This is a genomic window from Streptomyces sp. NPDC056061 (assembly GCF_042266885.1).
Classification (GTDB): Bacteria; Actinomycetota; Actinomycetes; order Streptomycetales; family Streptomycetaceae; genus Streptomyces.
In genome coordinates this window covers 1-19,327 of the sequence record NZ_JBHJWQ010000030.1, presented here as the reverse complement: position 1 = coordinate 19,327, position 19,327 = coordinate 1, and the positions used below count along the sequence as shown (strand labels likewise).

The window sequence follows — 19,327 nt, the reverse complement described above, 5'->3', positions numbered from 1 at the left end:
CGCCCCCCCCCGCGGGCATATCCGCCGGGGTGTCCCTGGCCGGGCGGGCGGGGACCGGGGCGGCCGTCCCGGTCGCCCCCGCTCCGGAGCCCGCCGGGGCGGAGTGCCGTACGTCGGTCCTGGGCTCGCGCGTCGTCGTCCACTGCCACAACCCCTACCCCTCCACCGACCGCGTCCAGCTGCACACCGAATGCCGGCGCTGGTGGACGTGGACGCGGACGCCGCAGCCGTCGACGTCGGCCCCGGACGGACCGTCCGGATCGACGACCGCTGCTGGACGGAGGTCGGGTCCGTGTGGGTCACGCACCGGGGTCTCGACGACGTCTGAGACGTCTCCGATCCCCGAGGCGTACCCCGATGCGCGCCCCGGCGACGATGGGCCCGGTGCCACCGCACGCCCTCGGCGCCGTGCCGTCCCCGCTCCCTCCTGCTCCCCGGGTCGTCACACCCGGTCCATGAGACAGCCCAGCGTGTGGCTCGCGGCCTCGGCCGCCGCCGTCTCGGCGTCCCCCGACCGGATCGCCTCGATCAGCCGGCCGTGGTCCATGTGGTCCTCCGGCCGGAGCTCCTGGCCCACGTCGCCCCTGAGGTAGTCGCGCAGCAGGTCGCCCAGATCGGCGTAGAGGCCGGTCAGTACGTCGTTGTGCGCGGCCGCGACCACGGCCAGGTGCAGCGTCGCGTCCGCCGCCACGAACGCCTCGGCGTCCCCCGCGGCCCAGGTCTCCTCCCGGCGCGCCACGAGCGCGTCCAGTTGCTTCATGTCCCGTTCGGTGCGCCTGGCCGCCGCCAGGCGCGCGGCGGACGACTCCAGGGTGGAACGCAACTCGGCGATGTGCCGCGGATCGGCGGCGGCGAACCGGCGGTGCATGACCCCGGCCAGTTCGCTGGTGGCGACCACATAGGTGCCCGAGCCCTGCCGGATGTCCAGCAGGCCGTTGTGCGCGAGCGCGCGTACGGCCTCGCGGACCGTGTTGCGGGCCACGCCCAGTTGTTCCACGAGCTCGGGCTCGGTGGGAATGCGCGAACCCACGGGCCACTCGCCCGAAGTGATCTGATTCCTCAGCTGGGCAATCACCTGGTCGGCGAGTGCCGAACGCCGCGGAGACGTCAGCGCCATGGTGCTCCTTGCTCGGGTCGGGGGAGGGGATTCTCGCTGGGTGGTGCGGTCTGCTGGGAACGTGTGCGCGACGGGCGCCGTTCCTCCGCCCGCCACCCCGTGCACGTGAGACGCGCGGGGCGAGGGGGCGTACGGGGCGCACGCACGGCGCGAGACGTTCCGGAAACAGTGGTGAATTCCCGGGCCCCGGCCGTTTCCGGACCGTTCTCAGACGATTGGACAATCAATCATCCCATGATTCTATGATGTCCTCATGCCCGACGACGAGACCCGCCCGCAGAACCGGACCCGAACCCGGACCCTGAGCCCCGTCGCTGCGACGGACGCCCCGACCGCGCCCCCGGCGTCCCCGGCGTCCCCGGCCGATCCGGCCCCGCTCCCCGACCCGGCCGTCGCGCCCTCCCCCTGGCTGCTCCGGCTGGTCGTCGTCGGACTCGTCCTCACCGCGCTCAACCTCCGTCCCGCCATCACCAGCCTCGGCGCCCTCCTGGAGGAGGTCCGGGACGGTCTGCACATGAGCGGCAGCGTCGCAGGAGTCCTCACGTCCGTGCCGCCGCTCTGCTTCGCGGTCTTCGGCATCACGGCGCCCCGCCTCGCCCGCCGCTTCGGCCCGACCGCCGTCGTCTGCGTCGGCATGATCGCCATCACCGGCGGCCTGGTGATCCGGCCGCTGGTCGGCGGTACGGCCGGGTTCCTCGCCGCGAGCGCCCTCGCCCTCATGGGCATCGCGGTCAGCAACGTCCTGATGCCGGTGATCGTCAAGCGCTGGTTCCCGGACCGCGTCGGCACCATGACCGGGCTCTACTCGATGGCCCTGGCCCTCGGCACGTCGCTCGCCGCCGCGGTGACCGTACCCGTGACCGACGCACTGGGGGGCAGCTGGCGGATGGGTCTCGGCGTCTGGGCCGTGCTCGCCGCCGCCGCGATCCTGCCCTGGATCCCCTCCGTACGGGACGGGAACGGCGCCCCGGGGCAGGCCGTCGTCCCGCACCGCGACACCCCGGGCCTCAGGATCACCCGCAGCCGTACCGCCTGGGCCCTCGCCTGCTTCTTCGGCCTCCAGGCCACCGCCGCCTACATCACCATGGGATGGATGCCGCAGATCTTCCGCGACGCGGGAGTCTCGGCCGGCACCGCCGGGGTGCTGCTCGCCGTCACCATGGCCATGGGTGTGCCGCTCGCCTTCGTCATACCGGGAGTCGCCTCCCGGATGAGGAACCAGGGCGCGATCGTCCTCTTCCTCGGCAGCTGCGGCCTCATCGGCTACGCGGGCCTCTACCTCGCGCCGGCCGGGGGCGCCTGGGCCTGGGCGCTGCTCCTCGGCATCTCGAACTGCTCCTTCCCGCTCGCCCTGACCATGATCGGCATGCGGTCGCGCAGCGGCGCCGGAGTGGTCCGGCTCTCCGCGTTCGCGCAGTCCACCGGCTATCTCATCTCGATCCCGGGTCCGCTGCTCGTCGGCGTCCTCTACCAGCACAGCGGCGGCTGGGGCCTGCCGATCGCGCTGATGGCCGGCCTCATGGTGCCGCAGATGGCGGCAGGTTTCCTGGCCGGGCGGGACCGGACGATCGAGGACGAGTGCTGAGATGCGAGACTGAGCCCATGTCTCCTGTGCTCGACCCGAATCCCCAGAACGGTCAGAAGAAGCTCCTCCTGGTGCTGGGCGCAATGCTCCTCGTCAGCGTGGTGGTGGCGGTGATCGCCTCGATCGCCTCGCCCTGAGCCGGTCCGGGGCAGCCCGGATCCCGCGCTCCGCCCGCGAGCGGTTGCCCGCCCACCCGTCCTCTCCGGGCGGGATGGTGGGGCCGGCGCCACCATCCCCTAGGGGGGCGGGGTCAGGGGGAAGTGGGTGGATCACCGGATGGGACGGGCGCCCCGGCGTCCGTAGGTTCGTAGGTGTCAGAACCCACGCACCGACCCCTCACGGAGGCGGACATGCCGGCCCCTGCACGGCCCCGGTCCACGTACCAGGCCACGGACGGAGTCGAGGTGCGACTGCCGTGGTGGGCCATTGCGCTGCCCTCGATCATGTTCGCCGTGCTCCTGCTGTTGGTCGTGAGTCCCGGTGAGGCGCATGCGGCGACGGCCGATCCCGCGGTCGGCCGGTTGTTCGCCCGCGTCGTCGAGCTGCTGACCGGCTGACGCCCGCCGTGTCCGGTGCACGAGCCCGCAAACCCCCTGCGCCCGGCGGCGGGTTTCGTGCGAAGCTGAGGTGCATGAGCGTCGACACACCTCGCAGGATCGTCCTTCTCAGGCACGCAAAGGCGGAATGGTCGCAGGATTCCGACCACGAGCGGCCGCTCGCGGAACGCGGCCGCAGGGACGCCCCCGTCGCGGGCCGCAAACTCGTCGACTCCGGGATCGTCCCCGACCTCACCCTCTGTTCCACCGCCGTCAGGACGCGCGAGACGTGGAAGCTCGCGGTGCACGAGATGCCGCAGCGCCCCCGGACGGTGTACGAGGAGAGGCTGTACGAGGCATCCCTCGGCGAACTGATCGCACTGATCGACGAGACCCCCGACGATGTGCGCGACCTTCTCGTCGTCGGCCACAACCCGGGCATGCACGCCCTCGCGGACGCCCTCGCGGGATCCGCCGAGGGCGACACCCTCGCCCGGATGAACCGGGGCGGCTTCCCGACCGCCTCCTTCGCCGTCGTCGAGTTCTCCGGCTCCTGGAAGAGCGCCGAGCACGGCGTGGGCAAGCTTGTCGAGTACTGGACCCCCAACGACTGACCCGCCGTCGTGCGGCGGGCGCGAGCCGTCGGGGGCAGCGCGTGAGCAGTCGAGGCCGTCCGCGGCACCTCAGCCGTCGACGCCGTCGGCGGCCTCGACCTCCTCGCGAGTGATGCCGAGCAGATACAGCACGGTGTCCAGGAACGGCACGTTCACCGCTGTGTGGACGGCCTCGCGGACCACCGGCTTTGCGTTGAAGGCCACCCCGAGACCGGCGGTGTTCAGCATGTCGAGGTCGTTGGCACCGTCACCGATCGCGACGGTCTGCGCCAGCGGCACCCCGGCCTGCGCGGCGAAGCTCCGCAGCAGACGGGCCTTGCCGGCCCGGTCGACGATGTCGCCGACGACCCGCCCGGTGAGCTTCCCGTCGACCACCTCCAGCGTGTTGGCGGAGGCGAAGTCGAGCCCGAGCCGTTCCTTCAGATCGTCGGTGACCTGGGTGAACCCGCCCGAGACCACCCCCACCTGGTAGCCGAGACGTTTCAGCGTGCGGATCAGCGTGCGGGCCCCCGGCGTCAGCCGCACCTCGGCACGCACCTTGTCGACCACCGACGCGTCGAGCCCCGCCAACAGCGCGACCCGCGCGTGCAGCGACTGCTCGAAGTCGAGCTCGCCGCGCATCGCCCGCTCGGTCACCTCGGCGACCCTGTCCTCGCAGCCCGCGTGGGCGGCGAACAACTCGATGACCTCGTCCTGGATCAGCGTCGAGTCGACATCCATGACGACCAGCCGCTGCGCCCGGCGGCTCAGCCCGGCCGACACCACGGCGACATCGACGCCGATTCCGGCGGACTCCGTCGCCAGTGCCGTCCGCAGTTCCTCGGTGCCGGTACCGGAGACCGCGAACTCGACGGCCGTGACCGGGTATTTCGCGAGACGGAAGATCCGGTCGATGTTGCCGCCGGTCGAGGTGATCGTGGCCGCTATGGCGGCGGTCGACTCCGCGGTCAGCGGGTGTCCCAGCACCGTCACGTGGGAGCGGCCGCAGCCGCGCGGACGGTTGTCACCCGTGCCGGAGATGATCTCGGCCTGGAGCTTCAGCGATTCCGCCCAGCTGTGCACGGTGGCCCGCAGGTCGCCCTCGGTGGTGCCGCCCGCGGTGGGGGCGGTGATCAGCGCGCACAGGACGATGCGTCCGCGGGTGACGACCTGCTCGATGTCGACGACGTCGACCGAGTAGGCGGCGAGGGTGTCGAAGAGCCCGGCGGTGATTCCGGGCCGGTCCTTCCCGAAGATCTTCACGAGAAGGGTGGGTGTGTCGATGCCCCGATGAGACTCAGAGGGCTCAGAAGACAGGGAGGACTGAGGTGGCTGAGATGCGCTCATGGTGCTTCCACCGTATCGGTCCGTCGCGCGGCGCCGGAGGTCCGTCCCGAGGACCGGACGGAACGTCGCGTCCCGCCCGTCACGGCCGTCGCGCGCGTGGCGACGGACCGTATGCGGACACATGCGTTCCGTGATCCTTCGTCCCGGTTCCTCCGGTCCGGCGGTGCGACGCCCCGGACCGGGCGAGGGCTGCGGTCCGCCCGACTTTCGTATCCGGGACTGCTCCTGGAATAGTTCCCCACGATGTTCAGCATCCCTAGACCCCCCGCGACGGGGGTCACTCGGGGGACGACAATGTGGGGCGCGGAGTGCCGGAACTCGTACTGGAATTGAATGGCAGAACCTGGACGCTCGATCCGTCCAGGTCGTACACCCTGGGGCGCGATCCGCAGGGAGACCTGACGATCGACGACGCCAGGGTGTCGTGGCGGCACGCCACGATCAGCTGGGGGGGCCGCGGTTGGATCATCGAGGACCACGGCAGCACGAACGGCACCTATGTACAGGGCCGACGGATCCAGCAGCTGGAAATCGGGCCGGGCACCGCCGTGCACCTGGGCAACGCCACGGACGGACCGCGGCTGAGCCTCGGCGTCGCGGCGGGCGCCGATGCGTACGGCGCGCAGGGCGCGGGTGCGCAGCAGCCCCCCGCGCAGCAACCGCAGCAGGGCTGGCCGGACCAGCAGTCGGCCGCGCAGCAGCCGCAGCAGGGCTGGCAACAGCCTGCGCAGGGCGGGCAGCCGTCGCAGCAGCCCGTGCAGCCGCAGCAGCCCCAGGTCCCGCACCAGCAGGGCATGGGGAACACCCCCGGTGCGGGCGGGGCCGGCGGTGTCGCGGGGGCGCCGTCGGCGTACGGCGACCGCAGCCCGACCACGTTCCACCAGTTCGCTCTCGGCCGTGTCATGCGCATCGGTCGTGCGCTGGAGAACGAACTCGTCGTCTCCGACCTCCAGGTCTCGCGTCACCACGCCGAGTTCCACGCGACGCCCGACGGCCGCTTCGAGATCCGCGATCTCGGGTCCCACAACGGCACCTATGTCAACGGTCAGCCGCTCGCCAAGTCCGGTTCCGCGTTCATCGGGCCGAGCGACATCGTCGGCGTCGGTCACTCGACGTTCCGGCTGGTCGGCGACCGGCTAGAGGAGTTCGTCGACACCGGTGAGGTCTCGTTCTCCGCCCGCCACCTCACGGTGACGGTCGACGGCGGGAAGCAGATCCTCAAGGACGTCTCCTTCGGCGTCCCGGAGAAGTCGCTCGTCGCGGTCATCGGCCCCTCCGGCTCCGGCAAGTCCACCCTGCTCAAGGCGCTCACCGGATACCGGCCCGCCAACCAGGGCGACGTCCTCTACGACAACCGGAACCTGTACAAGCAGTTCGCCGAGCTGCGCCAGCGCATCGGTCTGGTCCCGCAGGACGACATCCTGCACAAGGAACTTACCGTCACCAAGGCCCTCAAGTACGCGGCCAAGCTCCGCTTCCCCGCGGACACCACCGAGGCCGAGCGCGAAGCCCGTATCCACGAGGTCCTCGCCGAGCTCAAGCTCGACATCCACAAGGACAAGAAGGTCACCTCGCTCTCCGGCGGCCAGCGCAAGCGCGTCTCCGTCGCGCTGGAGCTGCTCACCAAGCCCTCGCTGATATTCCTGGACGAGCCGACCTCCGGCCTCGACCCGGGCATGGACCGCGATGTCATGCAGCTGCTGCGCGGACTCGCCGACGACGGCCGCACGGTCCTCGTCGTCACGCACTCCGTGGCCGAGCTGGCCCTCTGCGACAAGCTGCTGGTCATGGCGCCGGGCGGTGCCGTCGCCTACTTCGGGCCGCCGGAGGAGGCGCTCAACTTCTTCGGCTACACCACCTGGGCCGACGTCTTCTCCGCGTTCGAGAACTACCGGGACTACGACTGGGCCGGCCGCTGGCGCGGATCGCAGCACTACCAGATGTACGCCGCGGACATCGACGCCGTCGCCGCCCAGCCGGTCCACATGTCGTCCCCGCAGCAGATACGCCCGCCGAAGCCGCAGAGCTGGTCGGCGCAGCTGTGGACCCTGATCCGCCGCTACCTCTCGGTGATCGCGTCCGACAAGGGCTTCATGGGCCTGATGGTGATCCTGCCCGCCGTGCTCGGCGTCGTCAGCGTGGTCATCCCGGCCAAGTTCGGCCTCGCCCCGCCGGAGCCGCCGTCCCGGTTCAACAGCGCCGCCGGAACGATCATGCTGATCCTCGCGGTCGGCATGTGCTTCTCGGGCGCGGCCAACTCCGTACGAGAATTGATCAAGGAGCGCGTCATCTACGAACGGGAACGGGCCACCGGCCTGTCCCGCTCGGCCTATCTGATGTCCAAGGTGATCGTTCTCGGTGCGATCACCGCCCTCCAGGGCGTCATCATCTGCGGCATCGGCTTCGCCACCCGCAAGCTGCCGGACGAGGGCCTCCTCATGCCGCCCGCCGTCGAGATCTGCGTGACGATCATCGTGCTCGGCTTCACCTCGATGATGTTCGGCCTGGTCATCTCCTCGCTGGTGAAGACCTCCGAGAAGACCATGCCGCTGCTGGTCATGTTCGCGATCGTCCAGGTCGTCTTCACCGGCATCCTCTTCCAGGTGTACGGGTCGCCGGGCCTGGAGCAGTTCGCCTGGCTGATGCCGTCCCGCTGGGCCATCGCCGGCGCGGCCACGACGCTCGACCTCTCGCACCTGATGGCGCCGTGGGACCCGAAGAACCCGACCGATCTGGACCCGCTCTGGGAGCACTCGGCGGCCCAGTGGGGAATCGACATCTCGGTGCTGCTGGTCCTCGGCATCATCTGCGGCTTCGCCGTCGCGCGACTGCTGCGCCGCCACGAGCCGGAGGTCATGCGCAAGTAACGACCGCGCCGTATGCGACGCCGGAGGGCGGCGCCCCGATTCGGGGCGCCGCCCTCCGGCGTCGCGCATGAGGTCCGGAAACGTCCGGATCCGGTCAGTAGGCGCTGTTGACGTTGTCGATCGAGCCGTAGCGGTCGGCCGCGTAGTTGGCCGCGGCCGTGATGTTGGCGACCGGGTCGTGGATGTTCCACGAGGTGCCAGGGACGTGGTACGCGTTGAACGTCGGCTGGATGACCTGGAGCAGCCCGCGGGACGGGGTGCCGTTCTTGGCGTTGATGTCCCAGCCGTTGACCGCGCTCGGGTTGCCGGAGGACTCCCGCAGAATGTTGCGGTGCAGACCGTCGTACGAGCCGGGGATGCCGCGCGACTTCATGATGTCCAGGGACTGCCGGATCCAGCCGTTCAGGTTGTTCGCGTAGACCGGGGCGCGGGTCTCGGAGCGGCTGGCGGCCCGCGTCTGGGTGTTCCGCTCGGCGACGGCCTCGCTCCGGGCCTTCTTGGCCTCGTCGGCCTTCGTCTTCGCGGCGGCCTGCTTGGCCCGGGCCAGGTCGGCGGCCTTCACCAGCTTCTCGGCAGTGGAGTGCTTCTCGATGAAGCTGGCCTGCAGTGCCTTGGCCTGCGGCGTGCCGACGGTCGACGTGAACGCCACGGGGGCGGCGGACACGGTGGCGTCGGCCTCGGCCCCGGACTTGGACTCCGCGTTGGCGGGGACGAGCGAGAGCGAGAGGGAAGCGGCGGCGACGGCGGCGATACCCGCGATCGAGAGCTTCTGGTTCTTGTTCAGACGACTACGACGGCCGGGGATGCTGGACACGGACATGCAGGCATACCTCTTCGAATCGCGGGGGTCCTCACGGAGGACGAAGACGGGAGCGGGTTCGCATCTCCGTCGGGGACGAGAGCAATTCTTAGCGACGGCAAAATCGGGTGGCAAAGGTGTGACGTACGACCCCGGGTAGTGGCACCCGGCCCCGCCCGGCCGTGGCGATCCGCGCTTATGCCCACTGATCTGGCACTTATGTGCCCACTAGCGGACTTCGTAAGTGATGTGCGTCCTATGCCCGGCCTCACACCGACCGGACCACGAACTCACGAATCGTTGCTCAAGCAACTCGGAGTGTGAGGCGATGTGCGACCCGGCCCCGCGACGATCCCCCACCGAGACCGCCCCGCACCCGCCCGAGAGTCCGCCGCCCGGGAACCGGACGGCGGACGGCGGTGCGACCTAGTCCCGGAGTCCCGGGCCACAGCCGTCCACGGGCGGATACGGCGACCGTGCCCCACTTGTACGGTGAGGCCATGAGCCATCGCCCCCCGTCGGGCCTCGCAGCGGTGAGTGCCGCACTGCTCGCCATGAGCAGGCATCTCGAAGTGCGCGACGTCCTGAAGACGATCGTCGCCTCCGCGCGCGAACTGCTGGACGCCGAGTACGCCGCTCTGGGCGTCCCCGACGACCACGGCGGCTTCGCCCAGTTCGTCGTCGACGGCGTCAGCGACGAGCAGTGGAAGGCCATCGGCCCGCTGCCCCGGCAGCACGGCATCCTCGCCGCGATGCTGCACGAGGCGAAGCACGAACGTCTCGCCGATGTCCGCAAGGACCCCCGCTTCGGGGGCTGGCCCGCCGCCCACCCCGACATGTCCGACTTCCTCGGCCTGCCCATCCGGGACGGCGCCGAGATCATCGGCGCGCTCTTCCTCGCCAACAAACGCTGCTCGAAGCCCGAGGGCAGCTGCGGCTTCACCGCCCAGGACGAGGAACTGCTGTCGATCCTCGCCCAGCACGCGGCGATCGCCCTCACCAACGCCCGGCTCTACGAACGCAGCCGGGAGCTGACCATCGCCGAGGAGCGCTCCAGGCTCGCCCACGAGCTGCACGACGCGGTGAGCCAGAAGCTGTTCTCGCTGCGGCTGACGGCCCAGGCCGCCACCACCCTGATCGACCGCGATCCGGTCCGTGCCAAGGGCGAGCTCCACCAGGTCGCCGCGCTCGCCGCGGAAGCCGTGGACGAACTGCGCGCCGCCGTCGTCGAACTCCGCCCGGCCGCACTCGACGAGGACGGCCTCGTCGCCACGCTGCGCACCCAGATTCAGGTCCTGGACCGCGCCCACACGGCCCGGGTCACCTTCGAGAGCCAGGGCATCCGCGCGCTTCCCGCAGCCCAGGAGGAAGCGCTGCTCCGGGTCTCCCAGGAGTCCCTGCACAACGCGCTGCGCCACTCCGGTGCCGAACACGTCGACGTGACGCTGACCCGGCACGGCAGCGGCGCGCTGCTGCGCATCGCGGACGACGGCTGCGGCTTCGAACCCGTGGCGACCCGGGAGGCGGGCCGCCACCTCGGCCTGGTGTCGATGCGGGACCGCGCGAGCGGGGTCGGCGGACGACTCACCGTTGATTCGGCGCCCGGCAGGGGCACCACGATCGAGATGGAGGTGCCCGGTGGCTGACAAGAACATCAGGGTGTTGCTGGTCGACGACCACCAGGTGGTCCGCCGGGGTCTGCGCACGTTCCTGGAGGTCCAGGACGACATAGAAGTGGTCGGTGAGGCATCCGACGGCGCCGAGGGGGTCGCCAGGACCGAGGAGCTCCGCCCCGATGTCGTCCTGATGGACATCAAGATGCCCGGCACCGACGGGATCGAGGCCCTGCGCAGGCTCCGCGAGCTGGAGAACCCGGCCAGGGTCCTCATCGTCACCAGCTTCACCGAGCAGCGCACCGTGGTGCCCGCGCTACGGGCCGGCGCCTCCGGCTACGTGTACAAGGACGTCGACCCGGACGCCCTGGCCGGGGCCATCCGCTCGGTGCACGCGGGCCACGTGCTGCTCCAGCCGGAGGTGGCGGGAGCACTGCTCGCCCAGGACGACACGAGCGGCGGCACGGGCCGGGGAAGCACCCTCACCGAACGGGAACGGGAGGTGCTGGGCCTGATCGCCGACGGCCGCTCCAACCGCGAGATCGCGCGGGCCCTCGTCCTCTCCGAGAAGACGGTCAAGACGCACGTGTCGAACATATTGATGAAGCTGGACCTCTCGGACCGGACCCAGGCCGCCCTGTGGGCCGTACGGCACGGGGCGGCCGGCTGACCGGCCCACCCCGGGGCGGTTCCCCGGCGGTGCCGATGTGGCTCGCCGCAGCCACATCGGAAGGGCGCCGCGGCGAAGAACCCGAAGGGAGCCGCCGCCGTCGGCACCGTGATCGCCGATGGCAACCCCGCGGGAACCGCCGGAGCTGCGGAAGCGCCCGGAACCGCCGGAGCCGCGGGATTCGCCGGAGCCGTCGGCCGAGGCCGACGCCGTGCGGCCCTGGCGGGTCCCCGCGTCGAGCACCACCACGGCTGCGGCCGGACCCCGCAGGTTCCGGCCGTGCCACCCCTACCGCTCCCGCTCGCGCTCCTCCACATACGCGTTGTACGCGGCGACCTGCGCCCGCCGGGCCACCCGTTCCACCGGCCGCAGCGCCTCCGCCCGTGCCGCGATCTCCGACGCGCTCACCGCCCCGCCGTGCCCGTTCCCGTGCGCCACCGAGATCAGCAGCCCGACCCGCTGCGCCAGCTCCAGCACCCGGACCGCCCGCGGCGGATACCCGGGGGCCAGCACCTCGCGGCCCCGTTCCGTCCGTGCCCGGTACGCATCCACCGCCGCCTCCGCCACCGGACCGGAACCGGCCACGTCCAGCCGCGAGAGCACCGCCGTGGCGTCCCGCATCGCCTCCGCGAGTTCCCGTTCGGCCTCGCCCAGCGACGGCACGTCGGCGGGCGGAGCCTCCCGTACCGGAAGACAGTGCCACTCCACCTCGACGTGCAGATCCCCGGCCGGCCCCCGCTCGGTCACCTCGGGAACCAGCCCGTACGGCGCACCGAAGGCCACCACCGCCTCCTCGGCCTCCAGGGCCCGCGCGTTGAACTCCGGCGGACCGCTCAGCCCCAGCGGATGCCCGGAAGCCGGCAACGCGACCCGGAATCCGGTCACGCCCAACCCCCGCAGCCGCCCGAGCGCCAGCGTGAGCCCCACCGGCCCCGCTTCGCCCGGCAGCCCCGCCACCCGGTGCACCGAGTCCTCCCCGACAATGGCGAGTACGGCGTCGTCCGGGGACACCAGTCCCGCGAGAAGCGCGTTTCCCCAAGCGGCCAGCAGCCCTGAGCGTGGTTCCGAAAGCATGGGGACAGCCTAGGGAACCGGCCGCCGGCCCGTCGGCATTCGGGCCCAGCGCCGGGCACACACCCGTGGTGGCGTAGATTTTCCTGGGAGCTGTGCCCACAGGCACGCGACGATCTCGACACTGCATGGGGAGACAACGCGCCATGAGCGATGTACTGGAGCTGGTGGACGTATCCGTGGTCCGCGACGGACGCGCCCTGGTGGACGACATCTCCTGGCAGGTCAAGGAGGGGGAGCGCTGGGTCATCCTCGGCCCGAACGGCGCGGGCAAGACCACCCTCCTCAACATCGCGTCCAGCTACCTCTTCCCGAGCACCGGCACCGTCAGAGTCCTCGGCGAGCAACTCGGCGGTGTCGGCACCGACGTCTTCGAACTCCGCCCGCGCATCGGTATGGCGGGCGTCGCCATGGCCGAGAAGCTGCCCAGGCGTCAGACCGTTCTGCAGACCGTGCTCACCGCCGCCTACGGCATGACCGCCACCTGGCACGAGAACTACGAGGCCGTCGACGAGGAGCGCGCCCGTGCCTTCCTCGACCGCCTCGGCATGAACGAGTACCTCGACCGCAGGTTCGGCACCCTGTCGGAGGGCGAACGCAAGCGGACGCTGATCGCCCGCGCCATGATGACCGACCCCGAACTGCTGCTCCTCGACGAGCCCGCCGCCGGACTCGACCTCGGGGGCCGCGAGGATCTGGTCCGTCGCCTCGGCCGGCTGGCCCGCGACCCCTACGCCCCCTCCATGATCATGGTCACCCACCATGTCGAGGAGATCCCGCCCGGCTTCACCCACGTCCTGATGATCCGCCAGGGCAAGCTGCTGGCCGCGGGCCCCATGGAGACCGAGCTCAGCTCCCGCAACCTCTCCCTCTGCTTCGGCCTGCCGCTCGTCGTCGAGCGCACCGGCGACCGCTACACGGCCCACGGACTCCCGCTCGCCTGAGGGCCGTCCCGCAATCCCCGGCGGGCGTCCGACGTCGGCAGTTTCCCCACGCCGTCCGCCTCCCCACGCTCCCGGCCTCGCTCGAACAGGCGAGTCCCCATGGCCCGCCGCGTCGTCGGAGCCGTCCTCGTGCACGCGGTACGAGAAGGCTCCTCCGGCATCCGGTACGAAGGACGCTCCTCCGCCGTGCGATCGCACGCACCGGACGCGGCACGGCCCGGTCTCCGGCCGGGCGGAGCCGGTGCGAGGACACGGTCCGGAACCGGGGCCGGGCCGTGTCCTCGCACCAGCCGATCCGACCGCACCAGCCGACCCGGCCGCGAGGTGTGCACGACGGCTGTCCGCTTGCGGACTGTCCGTGAGGGCGGTCACGGTCCTACCATGACCACGTGGACATCGACGCGTGGGTGTGGTGGCTGATCGGTGCGGCGGGACTGGGCATCCCGCTCGTCCTGACCGCGATGCCCGAATTCGGCATGTTCGCCGTCGGAGCGATCGCCGCCGCGGTCGTCGCGGCGCTCGGCGGCGGGCTCGTGGCCCAGGTGCTGGTCTTCGTCGTGATCTCCGTGGCGCTGATCGCCGTGGTCCGCCCGATCGCCACCAGGCACCGTGCCGACCGGCCCCAACTGGCCACCGGCATCGATGGACTGAAGGGCCGTCAGGCCGTCGTCCTGGAACGGGTCGACAGCAATGGCGGCCGGATCAAGCTCGCCGGGGAGATCTGGTCGGCCCGCGCACTCGACGGGGACCAGAGTTTCGACCCGGGCCAACAGGTCGACGTCGTCGACATCGACGGAGCCACGGCGGTCGTCATGTGACCGAACTGCCCACACCACAGCGCACGTTCTGTCAGACTCGAAGTCGATCATCATGAGATCGGGCTCCGCATCCACTCACACACCCGCGATCCCGACCTCGATCACCACGATCCGTAGGCAACCGAAGGGCAATGAGGGAACACGATGCAACCGATCATCATCGTCCTGATCATTCTGGTGGTGCTCGTCTTCATCGCCCTGATCAAGACGATCCAGGTCATCCCGCAGGCCAGCGCCGCCATCGTGGAGCGCTTCGGCCGTTACACCCGCACGCTCAACGCGGGCCTGAACATCGTGGTTCCGTTCATCGACACCATCAGGAACCGCATCGACCTGCGTGAACAGGTCGTCCCGTTCCCGCCCCAGCCGGTGATCACCCAGGACAACCTGGTGGTGAACATCGACACGGTCATCTACTACCAGGTGACCGACGCCCGGGCCGCGACGTACGAGGTCGCCAGCTACATCCAGGCGATCGAGCAGCTCACCGTCACCACCCTTCGCAACATCATCGGTGGCATGGACCTGGAGCGGACGCTGACCTCCCGCGAGGAGATCAACGCCGCCCTGCGCGGAGTCCTCGACGAGGCGACCGGCAAGTGGGGCATCCGCGTCAACCGCGTCGAGCTCAAGGCGATCGAACCGCCCACCTCCATCCAGGACTCGATGGAGAAGCAGATGCGCGCCGACCGGGACAAGCGCGCCGCGATCCTCCAGGCCGAAGGAACCAGGCAGTCCGCCATCCTCACCGCCGAGGGCGAGAAGCAGTCCGCGATCCTGCGCGCCGAAGGTGAGGCCAAGGCGTCGGCGTTGCGCGCGGAGGGCGAGGCCCAGGCCATCCGTACGGTCTTCGAGTCCATCCACGCCGGTGACCCGGACCAGAAGCTCCTCTCGTACCAGTACCTCCAGATGCTCCCGAAGATCGCCGAGGGCGATGCCAACAAGCTCTGGATCGTGCCCAGCGAGATCGGGGACGCCCTCAAGGGCCTCAGCGGCGCCTTCGGCAACCTCGGCAACGGCGCCCCCGGTTTCGACACCGGCAAGGAGCGCAGGGAGCAGCCCCCGGTCGAATGATGCGTACATGCCCTCGTGCATGATCAGTGCACCACGCATCGACCATGCACGGGGGAGTCGCCATGACCATCTGGGAGATGCTCGCCGTCTTCACGGCGGGCATCAGCGCCGGAACGATCAACACGATCGTCGGCTCCGGAACGCTGATCACCTTCCCCGTACTGCTCGCCACCGGCCTGCCCCCGGTCACCGCCACCGTCTCCAACGCGCTCGGTCTGATCCCCGGATCGATCAGCGGCGCCATCGGGTACCGCGCGGAACTCGCGGGGCAGGGCCGCCGGGTCCTCAAGCTCGCCGTCGGCGCTCTGATCGGCGGTCTCACCGGGGCCACCCTGCTGCTGGCCCTGCCGTCCACGGCCTTCGAGACGATCGTCCCGATCCTGGTGACCCTGGCCCTCGTCCTGGTCATCCTGCAGCCACGCATCAGCCACGCCGTCCAGCGGCGGCGCGACCGCGACGGCCGGCCCGCCCGCGCCGACGGCGGCCCGCTCCTCTTCGTGGGGCTGATGCTCGCCAGCGTCTACGGCGGCTACTTCACCGCCGCTCAGGGGATCATCTACCTCTCCCTGATGGGCATGCTGCTCGACGACACCATGCAGCGGCTCAACGCAGTCAAGAACGTCCTGGCCGCGGTGGTCAACAGCATCGCCGCGCTCTTCTTCCTCTTCGTCGCGGACTTCAACTGGACGGCCGTCGTGCTGATCGCGGTCGGCTCGGCACTGGGCGGCCAGATCGGCGCCAGGGTCGGCCGCCGCCTCAGCCCCGCCGTGCTGCGTGCGCTCATCGTCGCGGTCGGCACGGTCGCCATCGTCCAACTGTTGCTCCGCTGACGACCGGAGGCCCGTCTCCGCGGGGAGAGGGGCCTCCGGTCCGACGAAACGCTTGGGCGGGCTACGCCGCGGTGCGATCCAGCCACTCGGGGAGCGCCGACCGCTCACCGGCCCCCATCGCCAGCAGCATCGCCTCCGCCGGGGACGGCACGAACGGTTGCCGCAGCAGCGGCATCTCCGCCTGTTCCGGCGTCCGGGCCGCCTTGCGGTGGTTGTCCTCCGCGCAGGAGGCGACCGTGTTGAGCCAGGTGTCCTGGCCGCCCTGGGCGCGCGGCACCACGTGGTCGACGGTGCTCGCCCGCCGCCCGCAGTACGCGCACCGGTGCTGGTCCCGCACCAGCACCCCCCTTCTGGACCACGGGGCCTGTCTTCGGAACGGCACCCGTACGTAGCGGCAGAGCCTGATCACCCTCGGCACCGGAATGTCCACGGCGGCGCCGCGCATGCGGAGATCGGGATGCGACTGCTCGACGACGGCCTTGTCCTGGAGTACCAGCACCACCGCACGGTTCAGCGTCACCGTCGACAGCGGCTCGAAGCTCGCGTTCAGCACCAGCGTGTCCCGCATCTCGCCCACCTCCCGTGTGCCGCCCGCCCCCTGGCAGGCCCGGATCAACTCTGGACGTGCGGGCTGCGGGGGACAACGCAATAAAAACTGCCCTGCCCCGGTCTCCTCAGGACCAGGACAGGGCGAACAGCAGGGGAACGTCAGGTTCCGGCGGCTACTCGGCGGGGGCCGCGTACTCACCGATCAGCTGGGCACGGCCCAGCGTGTGGAAGCGCAGATTGAATCCGACGACCGCGGGCGAGGCATCGCTGTCGACACCCAGCTTCTCGGTGTCGACCGCGTACACGGTGAAGACGTAGCGGTGGTTCTCCCCGGCCGGCGGCGCGGCGCCTCCGAAGTCCTTCGACCCGTAGTCGTTGCGGACGTGTACGGCACCGACGGGCAGTCCCCCGAAGGTGCCACTGCCCGCACCGGACGGCAGCTCCGTGACCGACGCCGGGATGTCGAAGAGCACCCAGTGCCAGAACCCGCTGCCCGTGGGGGCATCCGGATCGAAGCAGGTAACGGCAAAACTCTTGGTCCCCGCCGGGAATCCCTCCCACCGCAACTGCGGCGAAGTGTTCCCGGCCGCGAACACCTGCGCGTCCGCCAGCACGGCCCCGGGGGCGAGATCGTCGCTCGCCACGGTGAACGACGGCACCTCGGGGTGGAAGTCGTGCGGCAGCGGCGCCCTGTTCGGCTCGGTCACGTCAGCACCTCTCCTGATCGATCGCCTGCTGTCAGCAGGTCTGCTCCGACCCTAAGGGCTGTCCCGTCCTCCCCGGCGGGCGCGCGACGACGGATGGGGCTCCTCGCCGTGTTGTCGGCATGCCCGTATACGTCCCGTATGCGGGCGCCCCTCCGCCTTGCGATGCACCACATCCGACGCCGCGCGCCGATCCACCGCGGATGACGGGACAGCCCTCAGTGCTGCTCCCGGCAATGTCTGCCGCTCCTTGCGGGCCGACATTGCCGGTCACGGCCCTAGAACCAGTTGCGCCGGCCGCCGACCTCGGCGAGCCACTGATGGAGGTACGCCGCCCAGTCGGTTCCGTGGAAGTCGTTCAGCCCGACCTCGAAGGAGCGGTACGTGTCGCTGCCCTCGCTGAAGAGACCCGGCTTCTTGTCCATCTCCAGGACGACGTCCATCTCGCGATCGTCCGCGACGAACGACACCTCCACCTGGTTCAGTCCGCGGTACTGCTCCGGCGGGTAGAACTCGATCTCCTGGTAGAAGGGAAGCCGCTGGCGCGTGCCACGGATATGACCGCGTTCCATGTCCGCGCTGCGGAACCGGAAACCGAGCTGTCCGAAGGCGTTCAGAATCGCTTCCTGCGCCGGCAACGGGTGCACGTTGATCGGGTCCAGATCGCCCGAGTCCACCGCCCGTGCGATCTCCAACTCCGTGGTCACACCGATGTTCATGCCATGCAGATGCTGGCCGGCGAACACCGTGATCGGCGTCTCCCAGGGGATTTCGAGCCCGAACGGCACGACATGCACGGCACCGGCCCGCACCTCGAACGCGCCGCCGAGACGGAGCTTGGTGAACTCGATGTCCTGCTTGGTCTCCGTGTCCTGTCCCTCGACCTCGACCCGGGCCTGCAGCCCCACGGAGAGCCCCTCGATCTGCTGATCCACGCTCCCGCCCTGGACCCGCACCTCGCCCTGGACGACCCCGCCCGGTACGACGTCGAGTTCGGTCAGCTCGGTCTCCACCGAAGCACCACCGGCACCCAGACTCGCGAGCAGCCGCTTGAAGCCCATGTTCACTCCTCCTTGATCCTGACCCCTAGATACGCGCCGGGACAGCAAGCGGTTCCCGGTACCCTCGAACCCCATGACCGAGGGCCTGGAACGTACACCGCTGACGCGCGACTTCTTCGACCGCCCCGTGCTGGATGTGGCCCCCGACCTCCTGGGCCGCACCCTCGTACGCGCCACGCCCGACGGCCCCATCGAAGTCCGGCTCACGGAGGTGGAGGCGTACGCAGGGGAGATCGATCCGGGATCGCACGCGTTCCGGGGCCGCACCTCGCGCAACAAGGTCATGTACGGACCTCCCGGCCACGCGTACGTCTACTTCACCTACGGCGTGTGGCACTGCCTCAACCTGGTGTGCGGACCGGAGGACATGGCCAGTGGTGTTCTGCTCCGTGCGGGCGAGGTCCGGGTGGGGGCCGAGCTCACCCGCGGACGCCGGGGCGCGGCCCGTCATGACAAGGAACTGGCCAAGGGGCCGGCCCGGCTGGCCACAGCGCTGGACATCGACCGCGCACTGAACGGCGCCGACGTCATTTCCCACCCCGGGGCCGCGTTGTCCGTGCTGCACGGCACCCCACCACCCCGTGACCGGGTACGCAACGGTCCGCGTACCGGAGTCGGCGGCGACGGAGCCGCCCACCCCTGGCGCTTCTGGATCGACGGCGACCCCACGGTGAGCCCCTACCGGGCGCATGCACCGCGCCGCCGAGTGAAACTTGACTCACCCGGGCGAACGACCTAATGTGATCCGAGCCGTTTGAAGAGGTGCTGTTGTCGACGCGGTCCATCCAGTCGCAACGAAACATCCTGAAACGGCAAACCACTACCTACGACTCACACCTTCAAGGTGGGAGTTCGACATGCCGCAATTCGGGATGATCGACTCGATTATGAGTCGATCGAGAAATCGGTTAACGTAGCGGACGCGCCGAAAGGCAAAGGCCACTCCAACGGTCGACCGGAATTGAATTCCGAACCGGAAACGGGACGGAAAAAGAATCTGGTAGGGTTGGAATCGCCGGAAAGGGAAACGCGAAAGCGTGGAACTGGAAAGCGGCCCCGCTTCGGCCGGGGATCGGACACTGAAAAGAGTCTGATAGAGTCGGAAACGCAAGACCGAAGGGAAGAAGCCCGGAGGAAAGCCCGGAGAGT

19 protein-coding genes and 1 pseudogene are annotated in these 19,327 nt (G+C 70.1%); 13 read left to right on the top strand and 7 right to left on the bottom strand.

Annotation, left to right across the window (positions count from 1 at the left end):
• The first annotated feature begins 17 nt into the window (after positions 1-17).
• A pseudogene (locus tag ACFC79_RS31325) lies at positions 18-328 on the top strand (hypothetical protein).
• A 114-nt stretch (positions 329-442) separates the two neighbouring features.
• Here the strand turns inward: ACFC79_RS31325 and ACFC79_RS31320 are convergent.
• The gene (locus tag ACFC79_RS31320) at positions 443-1,117 is read right to left on the bottom strand and encodes a FadR/GntR family transcriptional regulator (RefSeq protein ID WP_376247142.1); all 675 of its coding nucleotides are present in this window, start codon (positions 1,115-1,117) and stop codon (positions 443-445) included.
• Between the two features lie 253 nt (positions 1,118-1,370).
• Here ACFC79_RS31320 and ACFC79_RS31315 point away from each other — a divergent pair, with 253 nt between their 5' ends.
• From ACFC79_RS31315 to ACFC79_RS31300, 4 genes are all read left to right on the top strand, one after another.
• Positions 1,371-2,702, top strand: coding sequence for a CynX/NimT family MFS transporter (locus ACFC79_RS31315; RefSeq protein WP_376247139.1), 1,332 nt, complete (start codon positions 1,371-1,373; stop codon positions 2,700-2,702).
• A 26-nt stretch (positions 2,703-2,728) separates the two neighbouring features.
• The gene (locus ACFC79_RS31310; RefSeq protein ID WP_376247267.1) at positions 2,729-2,839 is read left to right on the top strand and encodes an SGM_5486 family transporter-associated protein; all 111 of its coding nucleotides are present in this window, start codon (positions 2,729-2,731) and stop codon (positions 2,837-2,839) included.
• A gap of 213 nt (positions 2,840-3,052) precedes the next feature.
• On the top strand, positions 3,053-3,259 hold the full coding sequence (locus ACFC79_RS31305) for a hypothetical protein (protein WP_376247136.1): 207 nt from the start codon (positions 3,053-3,055) through the stop codon (positions 3,257-3,259).
• Positions 3,260-3,333: 74 nt separating this feature from the next.
• Positions 3,334-3,852, top strand: coding sequence for a histidine phosphatase family protein (locus tag ACFC79_RS31300; RefSeq protein WP_376247134.1), 519 nt, complete (start codon positions 3,334-3,336; stop codon positions 3,850-3,852).
• A gap of 69 nt (positions 3,853-3,921) precedes the next feature.
• On the opposite strand, the gene serB is transcribed toward ACFC79_RS31300, so the two are convergent.
• On the bottom strand, positions 3,922-5,178 hold the full coding sequence (gene serB / locus ACFC79_RS31295; RefSeq protein WP_376247131.1) for a phosphoserine phosphatase SerB: 1,257 nt from the start codon (positions 5,176-5,178) through the stop codon (positions 3,922-3,924).
• A gap of 296 nt (positions 5,179-5,474) precedes the next feature.
• Here serB and ACFC79_RS31290 point away from each other — a divergent pair, with 296 nt between their 5' ends.
• Positions 5,475-8,045 (top strand): FHA domain-containing protein, encoded by a 2,571-nt coding sequence (locus ACFC79_RS31290; RefSeq protein WP_376247128.1) that lies wholly within the window; start codon positions 5,475-5,477, stop codon positions 8,043-8,045.
• 94 nt (positions 8,046-8,139) lie between these two features.
• Here the strand turns inward: ACFC79_RS31290 and ACFC79_RS31285 are convergent, their stop codons facing one another.
• The gene (locus tag ACFC79_RS31285; protein ID WP_376247125.1) at positions 8,140-8,865 is read right to left on the bottom strand and encodes a transglycosylase SLT domain-containing protein; all 726 of its coding nucleotides are present in this window, start codon (positions 8,863-8,865) and stop codon (positions 8,140-8,142) included.
• A gap of 479 nt (positions 8,866-9,344) precedes the next feature.
• Here ACFC79_RS31285 and ACFC79_RS31280 point away from each other — a divergent pair, with 479 nt between their 5' ends.
• Together ACFC79_RS31280 and ACFC79_RS31275 are read left to right on the top strand one after the other, a co-directional pair.
• A complete protein-coding gene (locus ACFC79_RS31280; protein WP_376247122.1) occupies positions 9,345-10,490 on the top strand; it encodes a GAF domain-containing sensor histidine kinase in 1,146 nt (381 codons plus the stop codon).
• A complete protein-coding gene (locus tag ACFC79_RS31275) occupies positions 10,483-11,127 on the top strand; it encodes a response regulator (RefSeq protein WP_376247120.1) in 645 nt (214 codons plus the stop codon). The genes ACFC79_RS31280 and ACFC79_RS31275 overlap by 8 nt, the downstream gene beginning before the upstream one ends.
• Positions 11,128-11,415: 288 nt before the next feature.
• On the opposite strand, the gene ACFC79_RS31270 is transcribed toward ACFC79_RS31275, so the two are convergent.
• The gene (locus ACFC79_RS31270; RefSeq protein ID WP_376247117.1) at positions 11,416-12,201 is read right to left on the bottom strand and encodes a hypothetical protein; all 786 of its coding nucleotides are present in this window, start codon (positions 12,199-12,201) and stop codon (positions 11,416-11,418) included.
• 143 nt (positions 12,202-12,344) lie between these two features.
• Between ACFC79_RS31270 and ACFC79_RS31265 the strand changes: the two genes are divergently transcribed.
• From ACFC79_RS31265 to ACFC79_RS31250, 4 genes are all read left to right on the top strand, one after another.
• On the top strand, positions 12,345-13,142 hold the full coding sequence (locus tag ACFC79_RS31265; protein WP_376247114.1) for an ABC transporter ATP-binding protein: 798 nt from the start codon (positions 12,345-12,347) through the stop codon (positions 13,140-13,142).
• A gap of 389 nt (positions 13,143-13,531) precedes the next feature.
• Positions 13,532-13,960: an NfeD family protein gene (locus ACFC79_RS31260; RefSeq protein WP_376247111.1), complete on the top strand. Its 429-nt coding sequence runs from the start codon at positions 13,532-13,534 to the stop codon at positions 13,958-13,960.
• A gap of 144 nt (positions 13,961-14,104) precedes the next feature.
• Positions 14,105-15,034, top strand: coding sequence for an SPFH domain-containing protein (locus tag ACFC79_RS31255; protein ID WP_376247108.1), 930 nt, complete (start codon positions 14,105-14,107; stop codon positions 15,032-15,034).
• 62 nt (positions 15,035-15,096) lie between these two features.
• Entirely contained in the window at positions 15,097-15,864 is a 768-nt protein-coding gene (locus tag ACFC79_RS31250) for a sulfite exporter TauE/SafE family protein (protein ID WP_376247105.1), read from the top strand.
• 61 nt (positions 15,865-15,925) lie between these two features.
• Here the strand turns inward: ACFC79_RS31250 and ACFC79_RS31245 are convergent, their stop codons facing one another.
• The 3 genes from ACFC79_RS31245 to ACFC79_RS31235 all read right to left on the bottom strand — a co-directional run bounded on the left by ACFC79_RS31245 (position 15,926) and on the right by ACFC79_RS31235 (position 18,178).
• Positions 15,926-16,432, bottom strand: a complete 507-nt coding sequence (locus tag ACFC79_RS31245) for an HNH endonuclease (RefSeq protein WP_376247103.1) — start codon at positions 16,430-16,432, stop codon at positions 15,926-15,928.
• 154 nt (positions 16,433-16,586) lie between these two features.
• Positions 16,587-17,120, bottom strand: a complete 534-nt coding sequence (locus tag ACFC79_RS31240) for a YbhB/YbcL family Raf kinase inhibitor-like protein (protein ID WP_376247100.1) — start codon at positions 17,118-17,120, stop codon at positions 16,587-16,589.
• Positions 17,121-17,395: 275 nt separating this feature from the next.
• Positions 17,396-18,178, bottom strand: coding sequence for a sporulation protein (locus tag ACFC79_RS31235; protein WP_376247097.1), 783 nt, complete (start codon positions 18,176-18,178; stop codon positions 17,396-17,398).
• Between the two features lie 73 nt (positions 18,179-18,251).
• Here ACFC79_RS31235 and ACFC79_RS31230 point away from each other — a divergent pair, with 73 nt between their 5' ends.
• Positions 18,252-18,917 (top strand): DNA-3-methyladenine glycosylase, encoded by a 666-nt coding sequence (locus tag ACFC79_RS31230; RefSeq protein WP_376247094.1) that lies wholly within the window; start codon positions 18,252-18,254, stop codon positions 18,915-18,917.
• Positions 18,918-19,327: the final 410 nt, after the last annotated feature.